This window comes from Streptococcus oralis, assembly GCF_003943385.1.
GTDB lineage: Bacteria > Bacillota > Bacilli > Lactobacillales > Streptococcaceae > Streptococcus > Streptococcus oralis_CA.
This window is the reverse complement of record NZ_RJPI01000002.1, coordinates 153658-172176: the sequence shown is the minus strand read 5'-3', so window position 1 is coordinate 172176 and position 18519 is coordinate 153658. Positions and strand designations below refer to the sequence as shown.

Sequence of the window (18519 nt, the reverse complement as noted above, 5' to 3'; positions counted from 1 at the left end):
AGATAAGATAGGATGAGAGTTAAAAATTAAATATGTTACAAACAACCGTTGAAAATTATAGCGGTTGTTTTTGCATGTTTATTAAGGCATAAATTCTATCCATACCCCTTTTTGCGATTTTGGTAGTTATTCCAGTTAATTGCTACTATTTTTGATGGTGTGAATGTGCTGATAATGTATCCCAGTTAACTACGAAAGTTTTGGGTTTATATTTTTTAATGTACATTAAAAAAAAAATTAATGCGTGTTAATTTTTCTTGACTTAAAATTTTTTAATTGATATACTATTTTTCAGAGAGCTAACAATTATATATAAATGTACTACTCTATTCCACTAGATAATACGTCATAAAACTTTTTATAACAAAGGCTAGCAAGGTTAAAGTTTTCTATCTATTGGGTTTAAAATAAAAAATGAAGGNATTATAATGAAAAAAAGTACGGTATTGTCATTAACTACTGCTGCAGTTATTTTAGCAGCATATGCCCCCAATGAGGTAATTTTAGCAGATGCACCTAGTTCTGAAGATGCTTTAAGAATTTCTGATAAAGAAAAAGTAGTAGCAGATGCACCTAGTTCTGAAGATGCTTTAAAAATTTCTGGTAAAGAAAAAGTAGTAGCAGATAAAGAAACAGAAAAAAATGAACAATCTGAAGAACTTCATAATGTTATAGAAACTTCAAAGGATACTGAGGAGAAGAAGACAACAGTTATTGAGGAAAAAGAAGTTGTTAGTAGAAAGCCTAAGATAGACAAAAAAACTAGTAACGAAGGAGCAAGTATCAAAGAAGACTCCAATCAATCCAAAGGAGATGATGCGAACTCATTTGTAAATAAAGATACAGAAAATCCTAAAAAAGAAGATAAACTTGTCTATATTGCTGAATTTAAAGATAAAGAATCTGGAGAAAAAGTAATTAAGGAACTATCCAATCTTGAGGATACAAAAGTTTTATATACCTATAATACGATTTTTAATGGCGCTGCCATTGAAACAACTCCAGATAATTTGGACAAAATTAAACAAATGGAAGGTGTTTCGTCGGTTGAACGATCACAAAAAGTCCAACCAATGATGAATCATGCCAGAAAGGAAATTGGAGTTGAGGAAGCTATTGATTACCTAAAGTCTATTAATGCTCCATTTGGGAAAAATTTTGATGGTAGAGGTATGGTCATTTCAAATATCGATACTGGAACAGATTATAGGCATAAGGCTATGAGGATCGATGATGATGCCAAAGACTCAATGAAATTTAAAAAAGAAGATTTAAAAGGCACTGATAAAAATTATTGGTTGAGTGATAAAATCCCTCATGCGTTCAATTATTATAATGGTGGTAAAATCACTGTAGAAAAATATGATGATGGTAGGGATTATTTTGACCCACATGGGATGCATATTGCAGGGATTCTTGCTGGAAATGATACTGAAAAAGATATCAAGAACTTTAATGGCATAGATGGAATTGCGCCTAATGCACAAATTTTCTCTTATAAAATGTACTCTGACGCAGGATCTGGGTTCGCGGGTGATGAAACAATGTTTCATGCTATTGAAGATTCGATCAAACACAATGTCGATGTTGTTTCGGTATCATCTGGCTTTACGGGAACAGGTCTTGTAGGCGAGAAATATTGGGAGGCTATTAGAGCATTAAGAAAAGCTGGAATCCCAATGGTTGTTGCTACAGGTAATTTTGCGACTTCTGCTTCAAGTTCTTCTTGGGATTTAGTAGCCAATAATAATCTGAAAATGACAGATACTGGAAATGTAACACGAACTGCCGCACATGAAGATGCGATAGCGGTCGCTTCTGCTAAAAATCAAACCATTGAGTTTGATAAGGTTAACATTGGAGGACAAAGTTTTAAATACAGAAATATAGGAGCTTTTTTCGATAAAAATAAAATCCTAACAAATGAGGATGGGTCAAAAACTCCAAATAAATTAAAATTTGTATATATAGGCAAAGGTCAAGACAAAGATTTGATAGGCTTGGATCTTAAGGGCAAAATTGCAGTAATGGATAGAATTTATACCAAGGATTTAAAAGATGCTTTTAAAAGAGCAACGGATAAAGGCGCACGTGCCATTATGGTTGTAAATACTGTAAATTACTACAATAGAGATAATTGGACAGACCTTCCAGCTATGGGATATGAAGCGGATGAAGGGACTACTAGTCAAGTATTTTCAATTTCAGGAGATGATGGTGTAAAATTATGGAACATGATTAACCCTGATAAAAAAACTGAAGTCAAAAGAAATAATAAGGAAGATTTTAAAGATAACTTAGAACAATACTATCCAATTGATATGGAAAGCTATAATTCTAATAAACCGAATGTAGGTGATGAAAAAGAAATTGACTTTAAATTTGCAGCTGACACAGACAAAGAACTTTATAAAGAAGATATTATAGTCCCAGCAGGGTCTACATCTTGGGGGCCAAGAACAGACTTGCTTTTAAAACCGGATGTTTCAGCACCTGGTAAAAATATTAAATCCACTCTAAATGTTATCAATGGTAAATCCACTTATGGTTATATGTCAGGAACTAGTATGGCAACTCCAATCGTAGCAGCTTCTACTGTTTTGATTCGACCAAAATTAAAGGAATTGCTTGAAAGACCTGTCTTGAAAAATCTTAAGGGAGATGACAAAATAGACCTTACAAGTCTTACAAAAATAGCTCTACAAAATACTGCAAGACCTATGATGGATGCAACCTCTTGGAAAGAAAAGAGTCAATACTTTGCATCACCTAGACAGCAGGGAGCGGGGCTAATTAATGTTGCCAACGCTTTGAGAAATGAAGTTGTAGCAACTTTCAAAAATACAGATTCTAAAGGTTTGGTAAATTCATATGGTTCCATTTCTCTTAAAGAAATAAAAGGTGATAAAAAATACTTTACAATTAAGCTTCACAATACCTCAAACAGACCTTTAACCTTTAAAGTTTCTGCATCAACTGTAACTACAGATGCTCTAACTGATAGGCTAAAACTCGATGAAACATATAAAGATGAAAAATCTCCGGACGGGAAGCAAATTGTTCCAGAAATTCACCCAGAAAAAGTCAAAGGAGCAAATATCACATTTGAGCATGATACTTTCACTATAGGTCCAAATTCCAGCTTTGATTTAAATGCGGTTATAAATGTTGGAGAAGCTAAAAACAAAAATAAATTTGTAGAATCATTTATTCATTTTGAGTCAGTGGAAGAAATGGAAGCTCTAAACTCCAACGGTAAGAAAAGAAACTTCCAACCTTCTTTGTCGATGCCTCTAATGGGATTTGCTGGGAATTGGAACCACGAACCAATCCTTGATAAATGGGCCTGGGAAGAAGGATCAAAATCAAAAGCAATGGAAGGTTATGATGATGATGGTAAACCAAAAATTCCAGGTACCTTAAATAAGGGGATTGGTGGAGAACATGGTATAGATAAATTTAATCCAGCAGGAGTTATCCAAAATAGAAAAGATAAAAATACAACATCCCTAGATCAAAATCCAGAATTATTTGCTTTCAATAACGAAGGAATCAACGCACCTTCATCAAGTGGCTCTAATATTGCTAAAATCTATCCTTTAGATTCAAATGGAAATCCTCAAGATGCTCAACTTGAGAGAGGATTAACGCCTTCTCCACTTGTATTAAGAAGTGCAGAAGAAGGGGTGATTTCAATAGTAAATACAAATAAAGAAGGAGAAAATCAAAAAGACTTAAAAGTCATTTCGAGAGAACACTTTATTAAAGGAATTTTAAACTCTAAAAGAAATGATGCAAAGGGCATTAAATCTTCTAAGCTAAAAGTTTGGGGTGACTTGAAATGGGATGGACTCATTTATAACCCTAGAGGTAGAGAAGAAAATGCCCCAGAAAGTAATGACAAAAAAGATCCTGCTACTAAGATACGAGGACAATTTGAACCGATTGCGGAAGGCCAATATTTCTATAAATTTAAATATAGATTAACCAAGGATTACCCATGGCAGGTTTCCTATATTCCTGTAAAAATTGATAACACCCCTCCAAAGATTGTTTCAATTGATTTTTCAAACCCTGGAAAAATTAAGTTAATTACAAAGGATACTTATCACAAGGTCAAAGAGCAATATAAGAATGAAACGCTATTTGCGAGAGATCAAAAAGAACATCCTGAAAAATTTGACGAGATTGCCAACGAAGTTTGGTATGCTGGGGCCGCTCTTGTTAATGAAGATGGAGAGGTTGAGAAAAATCTTGAAGTCACTTATGCAGGTGAGGGTCAAGGACGAAATAGAAAACTTGACAAAGACGGAAATACCATTTATGAAATTAAAGGTGCAGGAGATTTAAGAGGAAAAATCATTGAAGTGATTGCATTAGACGGTTCTAGCAATTTCACAAAGATTCATAGAATTAAATTTGCTGATCATGCTGATAAAAATGGGATGATTTCCTATTATCTAGTAGATCCTGATCAAGATTCATCTAAATACCAAAAGCTTGGCGAGATTTCCGAATCTAAATTTAAAAATTTAGAAAATAGAAAAGAGGATAGTCTTAAAAAAGATACAACTGAAGTAGAACATCATCAAGAAAATGAAGAGGCTACCGAAGAAAAATCTAGCTTGACTATTCATAAAACAATTTCAACAATTAGAGACTTTGAAAGCAAAGATTTAAAGAAACTCATTAAAAAGAAATTTAGAGAAGTTGATGACTTTACAAGTGAAACTGGTAAGAGAATAGAGGAATACGATTATAAATACGATGATAAGGGAAATATCATTGCTTATGACGATGGTAGTGCCTTAGAATATGAAACTGAAAAACTTGATGAAATCAAATCAAAAATTTATGGCATTCTAAACCCATCTAAAGATGGACACTTTGAAATTCTTGGAAAGATCAGTAATGTTTCTAAAAATGCCAAGGTATACTATGGAAATAACTATAAATCGATAGAAATCAAAACGACCAAGTATGATTCCCATTCAAAAACGATGACATTTGATTTATACGCTAATATTAATGATATTGTGGATGGATTAGCTTTTGCAGGAGATATGAGGTTTTTTGTCAAAGATGATGGTCAGATAAAAGCTGAAACTAAAATTAGAATGCCTGAAAAAAATAAGGAAACTAAAGCAGAATATCCGTATGCATCAAGTTATGGGAATGTAATAGAATTAGGAGAAGGAGATCTTTCAAAAAATAAACCAAATAATTTAACGGACATGGAATCTGGTAAAATCTATTCTGATTCAGAAAAACAACAATATCTATTAAAGGATAACATCATTCTGAGAAAAGGCTATGCACTAAAAGTGACTACCTATAATCCTGGAAAAACGGATATGTTAGAAGGGAATGGAGTCTATAACAAGGAAGATATAGCAAAAATCCAAAAGGCCAATCCTAATCTAAGAGTTTTATCAGAAACAACAATTTATGCTGATAGTAGAAATGTTGAAGATGGAAGAAGTACTCAATCAGTATTAATGTCGGCTTTGGACGGCTTTAACATTGTAAGGTATCAAGTGTTTACATTTAAAATGAATGATAAAGGGGAGGCAATCAATAACGATGGAAATCTTGTGACAGATCCTTCTAAACTTGTATTATTTGGTAAGGATGGTAAAGAGTACACAGGAGAGGATAAGTCCAATGTAGAAGCTATAAAAGAAGATGGCTCTACGTTATTTATTGATGCAAAACCAGTAAATCTTTCAATGGACAAGAACTACTTTAATCCATCTAAAACTAATAAAATTTATGTACGAAATCCAGAATTTTATTTAAGAGGTAAGATTTCTGATAAGGGTGGTTTTAACTGGGAGTTGAGAGTTAATGAATCGGTTGTAGATAATTATTTAATCTACGGAGATTTACACATTGATAACACTAGAGATTTTAACATTAAGCTTAATGTTAAAGACGGTGACATCATGGACTGGGGGATGAAAGACTATAAAGCAAACGGATTCCCAGATAAGGTAACAGATATGGATGGAAATGTTTATCTTCAAACTGGCTATAGCGATTTGAATGCGAAAGCGGTTGGAGTACATTATCAATTTTTATATGATAATGTCAAACCAGAAGTAAAGATTGATCCAAAAGGAAATACTAGTATCGAATATGCTAATGGAAAATCTGTAGTCTTTAACATCAATGATAAAAGAAATAATGGATTCGATGGTGAGATTCAAGAACAACATATTTATGTTAATGGAAAAGAATACAAATCATTTGATGATATTAAACAACTAACAGATAAGACACTAAACATTAAGATTGTTGTAAAAGATTTCGCAAGAAATACAACCGTAAAAGAATTCATTTTAAACAAAGATACGGGAGAGGTAAGCGAATTAAAACCTCATACGGTGACTGTGACAATTCAAAATGGAAAAGAAATGAGTTCAACGATAGTGTCGGAAGAAGATTTTATGTTACCTGTCTATATGGGTGAATTAGAAAAAGGATACCAATTTGATGGTTGGGAAATTTCTGGTTTCGAAGGGAAAAAAGACGCTGGCTATGTTCTTAATCTATCAAAAGATACCTTTATAAAACCTGTATTCAAGAAAATAGAGGAGAAAAAGGAGGAGGAAAATAAACCTACTTTTGATGTATCGAAAAAGAAAGAAAAAACACAATCTAATTCAACTAATGATGTCAACAGTATTGTTTCTGATGAAAATGATAAAAACTTTGAAATTAACAAGAACATTTATCTAAATGAACAAGGAAACTTAACTAATAAAAATACCAACATCAATAGTAAATCAACTAGTAACAATCCTAATGAGTTGCCAAAAACCGGAACAGCAAGCGGAGCCCAGACACTATTAGCTGCCGGAATCATGTTTATAGTAGGAGCTTTTCTTGGATTGAAGAGAAAAAATAAAGATTAAGACAAAAGCTATAGAAAAAATGGTTTATGTACTGAGATTAGATAGTGAGGTGATGACATAGTTTTGTGAAAGTATTGATTTATAAATATATTATTTAGATTTCTATGAAAATGGGAGATTTAATAGAGATATATGTAAAAGCCTTGTCTCAGGACAGGCTTTTTCTAATGGAGATAAAAATTTCTTGACATCTATTCTCAGAGTGCTATACTAAAAGGGTAATCGCCGATTTAGCTCAGTTGGTAGAGCAACGCACTCGTAACGCGTAGGTCACAGGTTCAAGCCCTGCAATCGGCATTTTAAGAATAGAAAAGAAAGATAAAGAATATTTAAAGTGTTAGTTTAAAGGCAATCATCATAATTTAGTTTTTAAAAATAGGTTAGTATTTTTGGAATCTTTGACCAAAGTGTGACCAAAATTTGACCAAAAGTCAATGAATATAGAATAAAGTGGATCAGGAAACTGGTCTATTTTATTTTGTAGTTATTGAGAAAATTGGTCTGTTTTAACTTGACAAATATACGCATAATGTGTATAATAATAAGTGTAAGGAGGTAACGATAATATATGCCACTTACAGGTAAAGAAATGGTGAAACTAGCTCTTGAGAATGGATGGGTTGAAGTTCGTCAAAGGGGAAGTCATCATCATTTTAAGAAAGAGGGTTTTTCTTATCTTGTCACGATTCCAGTTCATGGAAATGAAGATTTAGGAAGAGGATTGGAAAGAAAGATTCTCAAAGATTTAGGATTGTAATTTTTACTTTCCTAAGTCTTTTTACATCAGAGGTAGTAGAATGTTGGAGGTAGTAGAATGTTAAAAACGTATCCAGCTATTTTTCATAAAGAAGGAACAGGATATTGGGTAGAATTCCCAGAATTTGGCGGTGGTACAGAAGGAAAAAATATCGAAGAAGCGATGAAAAATGCTCATGAAATGCTTGAAAATGTTTTAGCTTCTTATATCGATGAAGGGATGGCGCTGCCTACTCCAAGTGATATTTTAAAGATTGAGGTTTCAGATGGTTTTGTATCAATGATTCAAGTCGATCCTGCGCCTTTTGTGAGAAGTAACAAGGCGATTAGGAAAAATGTGACTGTTCCTGAATGGTTAGTTCGTCTTGCTGATCGAGAGAAAATTAACTATTCAGAAGTGCTGGCGCAAGCGTTAGAGAAGAAATTGCAAGTTTGATTTTAAAGAATAGTTATTGATGCTTAAGGAGATAGAATATGGAAATTAAANAAATAAATTATCACGATAGACTTCCCAAAAATATGGTTTCAAAGTTTAATTTTTTTGTGAAGGACTTTTTGAAGGAGTATCCGAATCAATTAGATAAGATGGATTTTAACGAAGTTAAGACAATTAACAAAGAATATGAAGGGGATTTAGAAGTCTATTTTGTTGAATTCATGCTTTGTAAAAAGGGAAAAGGCGGATTTTTTTCTCTAGCTAGCACGGTTAATGAGTTGTTTGTATCCTGTAATGATGAACTTTGGGGAACTGTGATTTTAGAGTAAAAGGCGAAGGAAAATCAAACATTCCTGGATATTTAATTCGCTTTTTGGGTCAAAATAGGCAACCAGGTATTTAAAATTTGTTCGGAAATAGAAAAAATAACACTATCTTAGATAATGTTATTTTTTTTATTTTCTTTGAAAAATTCGGTGGCTATTTCTTTCACGTACACTTCGTAGGAACTTGGTATACCTGCATTTTTGAGATAATCATGGTAGTTGAAGTGTTCATCTATCGGATACTCGCTGTTGATTAGGCTCATAAAATCAAGAATTCTCCCCTTTTCAGCTCTGTTTTCGATGCGCTGTGAGAAGGTATCGATATGAGCAAGGGAGTTATGGGAGTCATCATTCAGTAAATGGTGCTTCTCGTGTAGTAGGATATTGATTTTTTCTATATCTGTAGTGTCGGAGCGTAGAAAGATGAAGTGTTGATTATTTACAAAAAGATAACGACCTTTTGTTTCTAAATAGTCTAACAAGACAACCTTGCAATTTAGGGCTTCGATTTCTTCTATGACTTTTCTTAGTTCCATACTATTTCTTGTTTGCAAAGTATTCTTTTAGGAAGTCTTTGATAATCATTCTATCGTTATCTTTTATGGGTATACCATTATAGGCGACTGAGTTATCTATAGCTGTATCGATGTCTGCGTCGAGAGTTGAATTTGGAGTATCGGTTTGACCTAGCAGATAATCAGTAGAAACATTGAAAAAGTCAGCTATCAAGGTAAGTTTTTCTTGAGTAGGTTTTTTCTTATTTCGTTCCCAATCTGCATAACTTGATTGGGCTATATTTAACTCTTGAGCAATTTCTTTTTGAGTATAGCCCTTGTTTTTTCTTAGTTCTTTTAGTCGTTCGGAAAACATAAGAGATCCTTTCTAAATAAAAAATAAATTTTTTCAAAAAAGTGTTGACAAAAATCGCCAATAGCTATATAATATAAATATAGCTGATAGCGATAAAACAAAACAGCTATAATGAATCTTTTATAGTTTTCTTAATAAAATCAATGGTTTCATCTGATAGTAGTTGGTTATTGTAGGAGATTTTATCAGCGTTTAGGATTGATTCGATACGAACCGTTCCGTCAGATAGAAGTTCTTCGATAGAAACACCAAAGAAATCAGAAAACATTTCAAGGGTTGTGAGTGTAGGTCTTCGCCGACCGCTTTCCCATTGTTGGTAAGCTGGTTGAGAAATGTTTAATCTCTCAGCGATTTCCTTTTGGGTTAGATTGTTTTTCAATCTTAATTCTTTTAATTTTTTAGAAAACATAAAAAAAGTTTAAAAAACCTATTGACGATATAGTCAAAAAGTTATATAATAGAAATATAATCAAATGACAATAAAAAGTCAATACCTTTCATAAAATAAATGAGGAGTAGAAAATGGAACAGTCAACTTTCTCAAATAAAGAGAAAACAAAATTACAAATGTTCTCGTTTATTTCAGATATTTCAAGAATTTGTGAAGATAATCTTGAAATGGTGGAAAGTCTTAGAGATAAATATGATATGCAAGAACTTGCTGATATTCGTCTAAAAGATATTGAACGTGTTTCCTTGATGTATCGACAAGCTCTTGGTAAGGTCTTGTTAAAAATGGACGAGGAGATAAACGAAGTTCCGCCTGAAGATTACATTGACTTTGAGACTATTCTTTTCGACTAGGAAAGATGATTTCGTTTCCTTTGCGGATAGGAATTAGCATAGTCCATTTTCCTTTCGAGCGGGTCTTGAAAGCATTGTCCATATTTTTAACTTTATCAACTTTCCTCTTTGTGACTTTCTTTCCATTTTCTTGATAACAATTTCTGTTATGAGAATTGAAATCATCTTTGAGGTGGTTCCCTTGAAGGACGAAAGGGTGCTGTTTACTCCTTGCCATAATATAGATTCCTTTATTTAATTTAATGGTTCTTTAGTACAATCAACTCGTACTTGGTTGTACTGCTAGAGCTATTAAAGCTAGCTAGAGTGAGACTTATGTGTATCTAAAACTTTTAAGAAGAATAATCAATAGTTTGCAAATATGAGTTTTGTTTCAAGTAGATGATTGAGTGATTCCTTTTGAAAGTGATAACAGATATAAGCTATCTCTCTAACTAACGATAGTAGTTATTGGTCTTTGAAAATTAAATAAAAAAACGTGTCAGGCAATGATAGACACTGACCAAACACGAATATTAAATGTAGCAATTTAATTATATGTGAATTTTGGGAAAATGTCAAGAGTTGCTTGATTGTAGATATATTTCATGGAGTTTAGTTGTTTCATCAATTTGCTTAGAAAGTTTGATAAACTTTTCAAACTCTTCCTCAGTAAATTGATAATGGTCTTTTACGTGCTTAGGTGTGATCTTTATTTTAACTTTCTTAAACTCAGCCACATCTACCAACTAGATTCCATGAAATGTATCTACAAAACTTTATAGATTCTAAACTCTTTGCTGACGTTAAGGAAACCATAGATAACGTACAATGATGAATATTGTAGCAAAAGTTGTCAAATATGGATTTGAGTCAAAAGATTTAATGTAAAGATGAATAAGCAACTTCAAAATGTTGTAAATGATAGATATTGTTTTGATAATGATTTCAGTCATAATTTTCTCTTTTCTAATATTTTTTGAAAACAAAAATCCAGCAAAGTGTGTTTCCATCTTACTAAGCTGTTTACGATATTTTGTTTTTTGTTGAATTGGTATTATTATACCATAAGTAAATGGAGTTGGCAAAGAGTTTAGAGTTTGTAAAGTTCATGTTGGGTTTTTCGTCCTTTTGCCTTAGTAGATAAGAAAAGGAAACTGACGGCTGAGAACAGTCAATGATACTTCTTAGAAGGTAGCTAGAGTGAGATAGTGAGGTCTATGTGTTGTATGGTCGGTGTGTGAGAGTAAAATCTTGCTAATGCCTTTGGGTAAGAAAGAGGGGATATTGAGTTATCTTTAAATTTGTGACCTTGGCGCAGGTAGTAAGCTGAGAAGCTGAAAGTATGCGAAGATAGGAGCATACATTTTATATTGCTATATTCTATTAAAAAAACGTAAAAAGGCTTTGAAATAAGCCTTTTTATTTTTACAAAAATTAACAATAACTAGATTTTTATAAAACAGGTTTTGTCCTGATAAGAATTGAAAGTATTGTTAGTTTTCACAAGAGAATATAAGAAGTATTCTTTTATGTAAACTAACAATATGAGTAGAGAATAGAAAAGAGGAAAGATGGATATTTGGATCTACTTAGTAAGAGTTGGAATGCTATTGTCTATGCTTATTTTGTTGCTATTTTTGATTTACTGGATATTTATTTATCCAGTAATTTTGTTTGTATTTGTATTGTTTGTGGTTTTCTTTTCGATTATCACATGTATGTAAGTAGGAAGTAGAAAGGAAAAGGATTTATGTTGAATGTGTCAATGGGACTTCGTTTGTATCGAGAAATGTATAATAAGTCGAAAGAGGACTTAGCGAAGTATTTAGAGATTCAACCGAAAGCGTATGCTCGATATGAAAGTGGGGAACGTGAACCTAGTCTTGAGAAACTATATAAATTGGCTTATCTTTATAACTGTAAAGTTGATGATTTCTTTAATGTTGAAGAAAGTTTTAGTGTTGATCGAGACGAGGTTTTGTCAACTAAAGATTTAGACAATTTAGGTTGTCATCATCAGTTTTCTCATGGTTTGATTGTTATGATGACTGAGGGTAAACCTTATGATGAAATGATTCGTTTTATAGAAAATGATAGGACGAAGTATGCACGAAAATCTGAAGTAAAACAATTTCTACGTGAGTTAATTGAAAAGATTGGTTAGGAGAGGTGAGTAAAATCAAAGATGTTCTTTTGAAAGGAGAAAGAGATGTAAAGACGTATTCTGAAGAATGGATACTGGGAGAATACAATAGAATTTATAGACGATTTTGTTGGAATTTGAAAATCTATGCTCATGTAAAAAATGGTGCTGATGTTTATGTCTCTTCAAAAAGATGTTGTGAAGATTTGTATAATCGTTTGTATGCGGTTGGTNAAGTTACTCGTAGCTATTGTAGTAAGATTGAAATGAAAATTGAAAAAACGTATCACCGTTTCCTAGAAGATGGGGTGATTATTGAAGATTAAAGTAGGAGTATCTGTATGGAATTTTATCCTTGTAAAAAAATGGTTCAAAAATGATTGAATTGGAAGATATGTTATAATGGAATAAATAATATTGTTAAAAGGGGATTTTATAATGAATTTCAAAAGGTCGTTTGCTTTGATTTCAACTGCAACTTTGCTTGCGTTTAGTTGTAGTGTTGTTCATGCAGATTCTGCGAGACAGTCTAAGATTAAAGAATTGGATAGTCAAAGAAGTGAACTTGCTAAGAAGAACGGTGTTACTGGTTATTTGGCTGATGGTCGCTGGTATTCACTTGTTGAAGCTGAGAATAAGGTTGATAGCTTGAAGAAACAAGTTGAAGCCTTGAAAGTTCCATATATTGAAAAGAATACTATTAAGGTAAGTCCTGCTTATGCTAAAGCATTAAAGGATAATTTTGATTATAGTAAGAGTGAAAAAGAACGAGATCAGGCAGAAGAAATACTAAAATCTGAGAGTGCAAAGTTAGTCTTGCAGAAGAATAACTTTGTAACTGTTGCTTCTGATGAAATAGAAGTTTATGATGTAGATAAACTTCCTAAAGATGTAGTGATCGAGTTGAATTATTTTGCTCTTGATATGATTAATCAAGTAAGAAGGCAAATGGGAACTCCTGAAGTAACTCTTGCTCAATCGTCCATTGATTTTGCTAGTAAACTTTCTGCTAAGGTGAAGGAAGCTAATAGAGGAGTTTGGGATTGGCACTATGTGAAGGGCATTAACGAAGTTGCTAGAGAATACGGTTTGCCGACGTCTGGTAAAGAACAAGAAGAAAAAGAGAATGGGTATCAATACTATGAGAATAGTGCAGGTTCTTTTTCGGTTTCAAAACAATCTACTAGAGCAGAATTAAAACGTGCTATCTATGATGCAATTTTAAGATTTTTGTATGATGGTGATGAATTCCTTCATGCCAATTCTATTTCAGGTTTAAATTGGGGTGAACCTAGTAAGGCTGAATATTTTGGATTTTCAATGAATTTATTGAAAGATGGTACGGAAATGAGTTTCATTACAGTTTCTGATGGTCAACTTTCAAAGTCAACTAAGAAGAATTTTAGTACAAAAACTCCTGCGAATACTACAGAAAGTAACAGAAAATTAACTCTTGAAAAGAAAGAAAAAGAGTTGGAATCTGAAAAAAGTAAGCTGGAAAAATTACAATTTTCTTATAAAGAGTATGAAAAGATTTCTAAAGAAATTGATAAGTTAAATGAAGAGGAAGAAAAAGAAAAGGAGAGAATAAGAAAAGAGAAACAGGATAAGAAGAATTCTGCTACTACGAAACCTTCTCAATCGACACAAAAACAAGATAAACCAAAAACGAATGCTTCGTCATCGAAACAGGGAAGCTCTACTGTTAGTAAGAATGGCTGGTTAAAAGAGAATGGTTCATGGTATTTTTATAATGCTGGAAAACGTTTGACTAATACATGGCAAGGTTCATATTATTTGAAGTCAGATGGTAGAATGGCAGAATCTGAATGGATTTATGATAATTCTTATAAGGCATGGTATTACTTAAAATCAAATGGAATTTATGTTCGTGATAGTTGGCAAGGAAGCTATTATCTGAAGTCTAATGGTAAGATGGCAGATAAAGAGTGGATTTATGATAATTATTATCAGTCATGGTTTTATTTAAAAGAAGGTGGTGCTTATGTTAATCATCAATGGTTGAAGATTGATGGTGTATGGTATTATTTCAAGAGTGGTGGTTATATGGTAAGCAACGCTTGGCAGGGCAGCTATTATCTCAAATCTAGTGGAGCTATGGCTGTGAATGAGTGGATTTACGATAGTTATTGGGGCGGTTGGTATTATTTGAAATCTGATGGCTCTTATGCTCGTAATGAGATTGTTCAAGGCAAATATCGTGTTGACTATTCAGGAAAATGGATTTGATATAGATAAAAAGTCAGTTTAAAAACTGGCTTTTTTATTTTGGAAAGGAAATTGAAATGGTTGAAATGATTTTTAAGAGATCTCGTTCTCCTTCATGAGAAGAGAACTGAGTTCAAAAATAATGAGAAAAAATGTTATTTAAAAAAAGGAGAAAAGAAAGTATGTTTAAAACACAAGAAACAAAACAGTTTGGTTCAATTCGTAAATTTAAGAAGTATGGTGCTTGTGGAGTAATTTTGGGTATGGCTGCTCTTGCTATGGCTTTTTCATCAGGTAGTGTATCTGCTGACGAGTTGAGTGCAAATCAAAATGTGCCAAAAACTGTTCAGGAAGCACCTAAACAAGAAGCACCTAAGCAGGACGAAATTGCCAAGAAGAATACTACCGTCGATGTTGTAGTTGATCATTCGACTGTTGATAAGGCTGTTTCTGAAGCTAAGAAAGCAGGTTTAGAAGTGAAACAGGATTCTCCTGTGGATGTAGGTGTTGCTCAGGGGCAAGACGACCTTGCGAAGAAACAAGCTAGTGTAGAAAAGGATTATGCGAATCAAGCAAATACGGTTTCTACTGAAATTGCTGGCTACAAGAAAGATGTAGCAGATAATGAGACTGAGAAGAAGCATGTTCAGGATGAAAACGAAAAAATTCGTCAGGCTCATGAGAAGGCTAAAAAAGACCTTCAAGAAAAGAATGATCAGATTGATAAGCGTAACGATGACGCTCAGAAGAAATATAATCAAGAATATGAAAAATATCTTGGAAAAGAAAAGGAATTCAAACAAGCAAAATCTGATTTGGAAAAATTGGGACTTGCTGGTTCTGCAACTGGTGTGAAAATGTATGGTGAGTACAATGAAGCTGGTCGTGGAAGTATGAATTATTACAAGAATTTTAAGGTTGCATTTGATGGTGTTTCTGGTCTTGAGACGGTGAAAGATTACTTGGGTTATCATGCTGACACAAAGATTACATCAAGTCGAGCAGGTTTGCTGGAAGATTATTCTTGGCGTGATACGGAAGGAAAATTTGTGAACAAGCCTAAAGTTGGAGATTCATTTACGATTCACAACATTGGGGAAACACAATCAGGCAAGAAAATTTCTGCTAAGTTTACGTTTAAGTCTGTAACTCCTGAATGGAAAAAGGATGGTGTGGAATCTGTTTATCATCGTATGTTGGTTTCACATGAGAAAAATTCTGTGACGGGTGCAATTAACTTTAATGTGTTCAATATGCAGGCGGTTGATACTGATATTGAGTATTTTGAAGAAGGTACAGGTAAGAAAATTAAGTTGGCAATGGTTTCTGCATTTAGTGATATTGATTTTGGTCAAGAATTACGCTGGGAGTATGAAGATGGTACTACAGGAATTGTGAAGAATCCAAGTGGATCAGATGTTGTTGAAGCTAATCGTGATGGCAAGACTGTTTACAAGGGTGAACATCGCTGGGATGTTCCAATGGGATATGATGATCCTTCTGGTTTGAATCGTTGGAAGGCAAGTGATCATTATTATAAGAATGTAAGTGATGAAGCTGATGTTCCTGTTGGCTCGATTTTATCTGCTGGATATGGTGAGCGTATGCACTTGTTTTATTCGACTGGAAACAAGTCTCTTGCGACACGCTCTCAAGCTGAATGGGATGCGGTTCGTAAGGCTTCTGATGAACGTCGAAAAGCTGAAGGAAAAGATCCAATGAGTGATGAAGAGTTATTCATGCCTGATTTTGCTTTTCAACTATGGGGTCGTAATGCCTCTATTTCTAAACCGATTATCCCTCCAGTACCGCCAATCAAGCCTACTCTTGAAAAACATGAAAAGGATACAATTCCTGATCCTGAATATCTTTCTGAGCCGGGTAAAGTAAAAACTCGTACTGTGCATGTGCGCTATGCTAACTTGCGCTACAAACCATCTGTAAATCCTACAAAATCTGTTGAAGATATACATGGCAATGATATTAACGAAGCAACAACATTTGACAAGAATGTGAAATTTAAGTTGAAAACTGACTACGCTCCTTATTCAAAATTTACTGCATCACCTAAGTCAATCGCAAAACGTTTTGCGATTGTAGACGATGTGCAAGACGGTGCCTATATGGTCGATGATGCCAAAATTAAGGCAACTGATGATGAAGGAAAAGATGTGAAGCAGTTATTTAACATGTATCATGTTCTTTCTGATAAGGGAAGAACAGATGTTGTTAATGAAATCTTGAAAGAATCAGGGTTCTCGCCAAAAGGCGAGTTCTATATGTGGATTCCAAAAGACAATACTAATTACTATAAGAACTACGTTTCTAAAGGTAAAAATGTGACTTTTGATTTGTTTGCTAAACTGTTGGTAAAAGAAGGTCAAAAGGTTCAAAATGATTTCCATCAGATCGATTTTGGAATTGATCATAAGTCTAATTTGGTAACTGTTGAAGTTCCTGACATCAAGCCTGAAAAACACGCTGTGGACCAAAAGGATAATAAAAAAGTCTTGGATGGTCAAGAAGTACAGATTGGCCAATACATCCGCTATCTACTTGACGGTGTAACCGTGCCTACTAAACACGATAGCCTCTTCCAATATGATGGTAGTGACCAGTTGGATGTGGTTCATGATCGATTCACAGGTAAGTGGTCAGGGATTTTCAAAGGGACAGAGTACACAGCTGAGAAAGACTTGGTTCTTCCTTATGACGTTGTTCTGAAGGATGGTAAAGTAGTCAAAGCTGGTAATCATCTCGCTAAAGGTACAACTTATGCCTTCTTGTTTGAAGTGAACCAAGATACGGATCCTAACTTCCTTAAGAAAATTGTGACCGTTAAATGGAACGAAAAGGAAGGCAAATGGTCGTATGTTATTAACCAGGACTTCTTAAACTCATTAGGTGTAAAAGGCACGTTTGATGCAGACTTCTATCTAGAAGTCGAACGCATTTCGGCTGGTAAGGTTGAAAATACCTTTATCAATACAGTCAATTTACAAGAGATGACGGCTAAAGTGACAACCACAACGCCAGAACCTCCAAAACCAGAGCCTAAAGAACCACACAAGCCACAACCACAAGCATCGCTTCCAAATACTGGAACAGCTTCTAGTTCTAGTATGTTTGGATTTGTTGGTATTGGTATCTTGTCTATGCTAGGACTAGTTGGTTTGAAGAGTAAGAAAGAAGTGGAATAAAATAGTTTAGTGCGCTGTAGAAGGTGGTAGAGTAACAGGAACTACCACCTTTTTATTTTTGAAAAATGTAAATAGAAAAGGAAAATTAAAAAAATGAAAATTGAAAAATTTAAGTTTAATCCTGAAGCAATCGGGAAAGCAAATTATGTTCGTTCTGAAAAAGCTCCAGTGATTATTGAGGGCAAGCCATTTGATGGAACACGTCATATTGTAATGAATGCAAAACATGGTATGTTTTCTATTATTACTCCAAAGGATATGACCGTTTACAAACCGAATGAAGAAGTTGAAGCGATTGATCCTATCTTTATGGAAGATTATGTTGAAGGAGTAAATTTCTCTGCTTCGACGAATGTATTGGCTAAAGGACTTAAACGTGTAGGAGGAAATAAATAATGGCTAAAAATGGACTTGAACTTGGGAATCGTGTAGAAATTTTTTCGAAAAAATATCGTATCTTGAACGATTTGTTGCTGAATCCAAAAGAAGTGTTGGGAGCATGTAAATTTGTTAAAAATGAAGGTGCTCAATTTGTGAATGTTGATCTTGAAACTGGTGAGGGTGATTATGATGGAGTTGAAGTTCTTGTTTATTCAGAAGGACAAGAAGATACTGTATTCTTGAAGGTAACTGAACAGTCAGCAGAAGAAATTGATGCTTTGAATCTTGGTTATCAGGAAGCTATTGATTTTGATACTTTACTTATTGCTTATCATGGTATGCGCAAGGCTGACCGTAATCAAGTTGAGCCTAACAAACATCGTTTTGTTTTTGTAGTTGATAAACTCAAAAGAGTAGGTGGTCAACCTAAACAAAATCAGAAGCAAGAACAGCATCAGGAACACAAGGGATAATT

At 33.7% G+C, this 18519-nt stretch carries 14 protein-coding genes and 1 tRNA gene; 12 read left to right on the top strand and 3 right to left on the bottom strand.

Annotated features, from left to right (window positions below; all coding sequences use genetic code 11):
* Positions 1 to 428: 428 nt before the first annotated feature.
* The 5 genes from D8803_RS02645 (at position 429) to D8803_RS02625 (ending at position 8438) form a co-directional block, all read left to right on the top strand.
* The gene (locus D8803_RS02645; RefSeq protein ID WP_131200156.1) at positions 429 to 6917 is read left to right on the top strand and encodes a S8 family peptidase; all 6489 of its coding nucleotides are present in this window, start codon (positions 429 to 431) and stop codon (positions 6915 to 6917) included.
* A 224-nt stretch (positions 6918 to 7141) separates the two neighbouring features.
* Positions 7142 to 7214, top strand: a tRNA-Thr gene (locus D8803_RS02640).
* 271 nt (positions 7215 to 7485) lie between these two features.
* Positions 7486 to 7674 (top strand): type II toxin-antitoxin system HicA family toxin, encoded by a 189-nt coding sequence (locus D8803_RS02635; protein WP_001131504.1) that lies wholly within the window; start codon positions 7486 to 7488, stop codon positions 7672 to 7674.
* A 57-nt stretch (positions 7675 to 7731) separates the two neighbouring features.
* On the top strand, positions 7732 to 8109 hold the full coding sequence (locus tag D8803_RS02630; protein ID WP_131200155.1) for a type II toxin-antitoxin system HicB family antitoxin: 378 nt from the start codon (positions 7732 to 7734) through the stop codon (positions 8107 to 8109).
* 38 nt (positions 8110 to 8147) lie between these two features.
* The gene (locus D8803_RS02625) at positions 8148 to 8438 is read left to right on the top strand and encodes a hypothetical protein (RefSeq protein WP_131200154.1); all 291 of its coding nucleotides are present in this window, start codon (positions 8148 to 8150) and stop codon (positions 8436 to 8438) included.
* A 107-nt stretch (positions 8439 to 8545) separates the two neighbouring features.
* On the opposite strand, the gene D8803_RS02620 is transcribed toward D8803_RS02625, so the two are convergent.
* The 3 genes from D8803_RS02620 to D8803_RS02610 all read right to left on the bottom strand — a co-directional run bounded on the left by D8803_RS02620 (position 8546) and on the right by D8803_RS02610 (position 9684).
* Positions 8546 to 8971 carry an ImmA/IrrE family metallo-endopeptidase gene (locus D8803_RS02620; RefSeq protein ID WP_131200153.1) on the bottom strand — a complete coding sequence of 142 codons (426 nt, stop codon included), beginning with the start codon at positions 8969 to 8971 and terminating at the stop codon, positions 8546 to 8548.
* Between the two features lies 1 nt (position 8972).
* On the bottom strand, positions 8973 to 9305 hold the full coding sequence (locus D8803_RS02615) for a helix-turn-helix domain-containing protein (RefSeq protein WP_131200152.1): 333 nt from the start codon (positions 9303 to 9305) through the stop codon (positions 8973 to 8975).
* Positions 9306 to 9411: 106 nt separating this feature from the next.
* Positions 9412 to 9684, bottom strand: a complete 273-nt coding sequence (locus D8803_RS02610; RefSeq protein ID WP_411756585.1) for a helix-turn-helix domain-containing protein — start codon at positions 9682 to 9684, stop codon at positions 9412 to 9414.
* Between the two features lie 143 nt (positions 9685 to 9827).
* Between D8803_RS02610 and D8803_RS02605 the strand changes: the two genes are divergently transcribed.
* The 7 genes from D8803_RS02605 (at position 9828) to D8803_RS02570 (ending at position 18517) form a co-directional block, all read left to right on the top strand.
* A complete protein-coding gene (locus D8803_RS02605) occupies positions 9828 to 10109 on the top strand; it encodes a hypothetical protein (protein ID WP_125828202.1) in 282 nt (93 codons plus the stop codon).
* Positions 10110 to 11841: 1732 nt separating this feature from the next.
* Positions 11842 to 12255, top strand: coding sequence for a helix-turn-helix transcriptional regulator (locus tag D8803_RS02595; RefSeq protein ID WP_038806230.1), 414 nt, complete (start codon positions 11842 to 11844; stop codon positions 12253 to 12255).
* 5 nt (positions 12256 to 12260) lie between these two features.
* Entirely contained in the window at positions 12261 to 12560 is a 300-nt protein-coding gene (locus D8803_RS02590; protein WP_131200150.1) for a hypothetical protein, read from the top strand.
* Between the two features lie 112 nt (positions 12561 to 12672).
* Positions 12673 to 14484: an SEC10/PgrA surface exclusion domain-containing protein gene (locus D8803_RS02585; protein WP_084925714.1), complete on the top strand. Its 1812-nt coding sequence runs from the start codon at positions 12673 to 12675 to the stop codon at positions 14482 to 14484.
* A 161-nt stretch (positions 14485 to 14645) separates the two neighbouring features.
* Positions 14646 to 17663: an SspB-related isopeptide-forming adhesin gene (locus tag D8803_RS02580; protein ID WP_084925716.1), complete on the top strand. Its 3018-nt coding sequence runs from the start codon at positions 14646 to 14648 to the stop codon at positions 17661 to 17663.
* A gap of 93 nt (positions 17664 to 17756) precedes the next feature.
* Complete coding sequence (locus D8803_RS02575) at positions 17757 to 18059, top strand: hypothetical protein (RefSeq protein ID WP_084925719.1); 303 nt, start codon at positions 17757 to 17759, stop codon at positions 18057 to 18059.
* A complete protein-coding gene (locus tag D8803_RS02570) occupies positions 18059 to 18517 on the top strand; it encodes a hypothetical protein (protein WP_084925721.1) in 459 nt (152 codons plus the stop codon). Before D8803_RS02575 ends, D8803_RS02570 begins: the two co-directional genes overlap by 1 nt.
* The last annotated feature ends 2 nt before the right edge of the window (positions 18518 to 18519 follow it).

Bases quoted from the DNA above. Each gene is read 5' to 3' on its own strand.
- D8803_RS02615 (WP_131200152.1), bottom strand. From the start codon at position 9,305: ATGTTTTCCGAACGACTAAAAGAACTAAGAAAAAACAAGGGCTATACT.
- D8803_RS02580 (WP_084925716.1), top strand. From the start codon at position 14,646: ATGTTTAAAACACAAGAAACAAAACAGTTTGGTTCAATTCGTAAATTT.
- D8803_RS02595 (WP_038806230.1), top strand. From the start codon at position 11,842: ATGTTGAATGTGTCAATGGGACTTCGTTTGTATCGAGAAATGTATAAT.
- D8803_RS02570 (WP_084925721.1), top strand. From the start codon at position 18,059: ATGGCTAAAAATGGACTTGAACTTGGGAATCGTGTAGAAATTTTTTCG.
- D8803_RS02605 (WP_125828202.1), top strand. From the start codon at position 9,828: ATGGAACAGTCAACTTTCTCAAATAAAGAGAAAACAAAATTACAAATG.
- D8803_RS02620 (WP_131200153.1), bottom strand. From the start codon at position 8,971: ATGGAACTAAGAAAAGTCATAGAAGAAATCGAAGCCCTAAATTGCAAG.
- D8803_RS02575 (WP_084925719.1), top strand. From the start codon at position 17,757: ATGAAAATTGAAAAATTTAAGTTTAATCCTGAAGCAATCGGGAAAGCA.
- D8803_RS02645 (WP_131200156.1), top strand. From the start codon at position 429: ATGAAAAAAAGTACGGTATTGTCATTAACTACTGCTGCAGTTATTTTA.
- D8803_RS02635 (WP_001131504.1), top strand. From the start codon at position 7,486: ATGCCACTTACAGGTAAAGAAATGGTGAAACTAGCTCTTGAGAATGGA.
- D8803_RS02630 (WP_131200155.1), top strand. From the start codon at position 7,732: ATGTTAAAAACGTATCCAGCTATTTTTCATAAAGAAGGAACAGGATAT.
- D8803_RS02585 (WP_084925714.1), top strand. From the start codon at position 12,673: ATGAATTTCAAAAGGTCGTTTGCTTTGATTTCAACTGCAACTTTGCTT.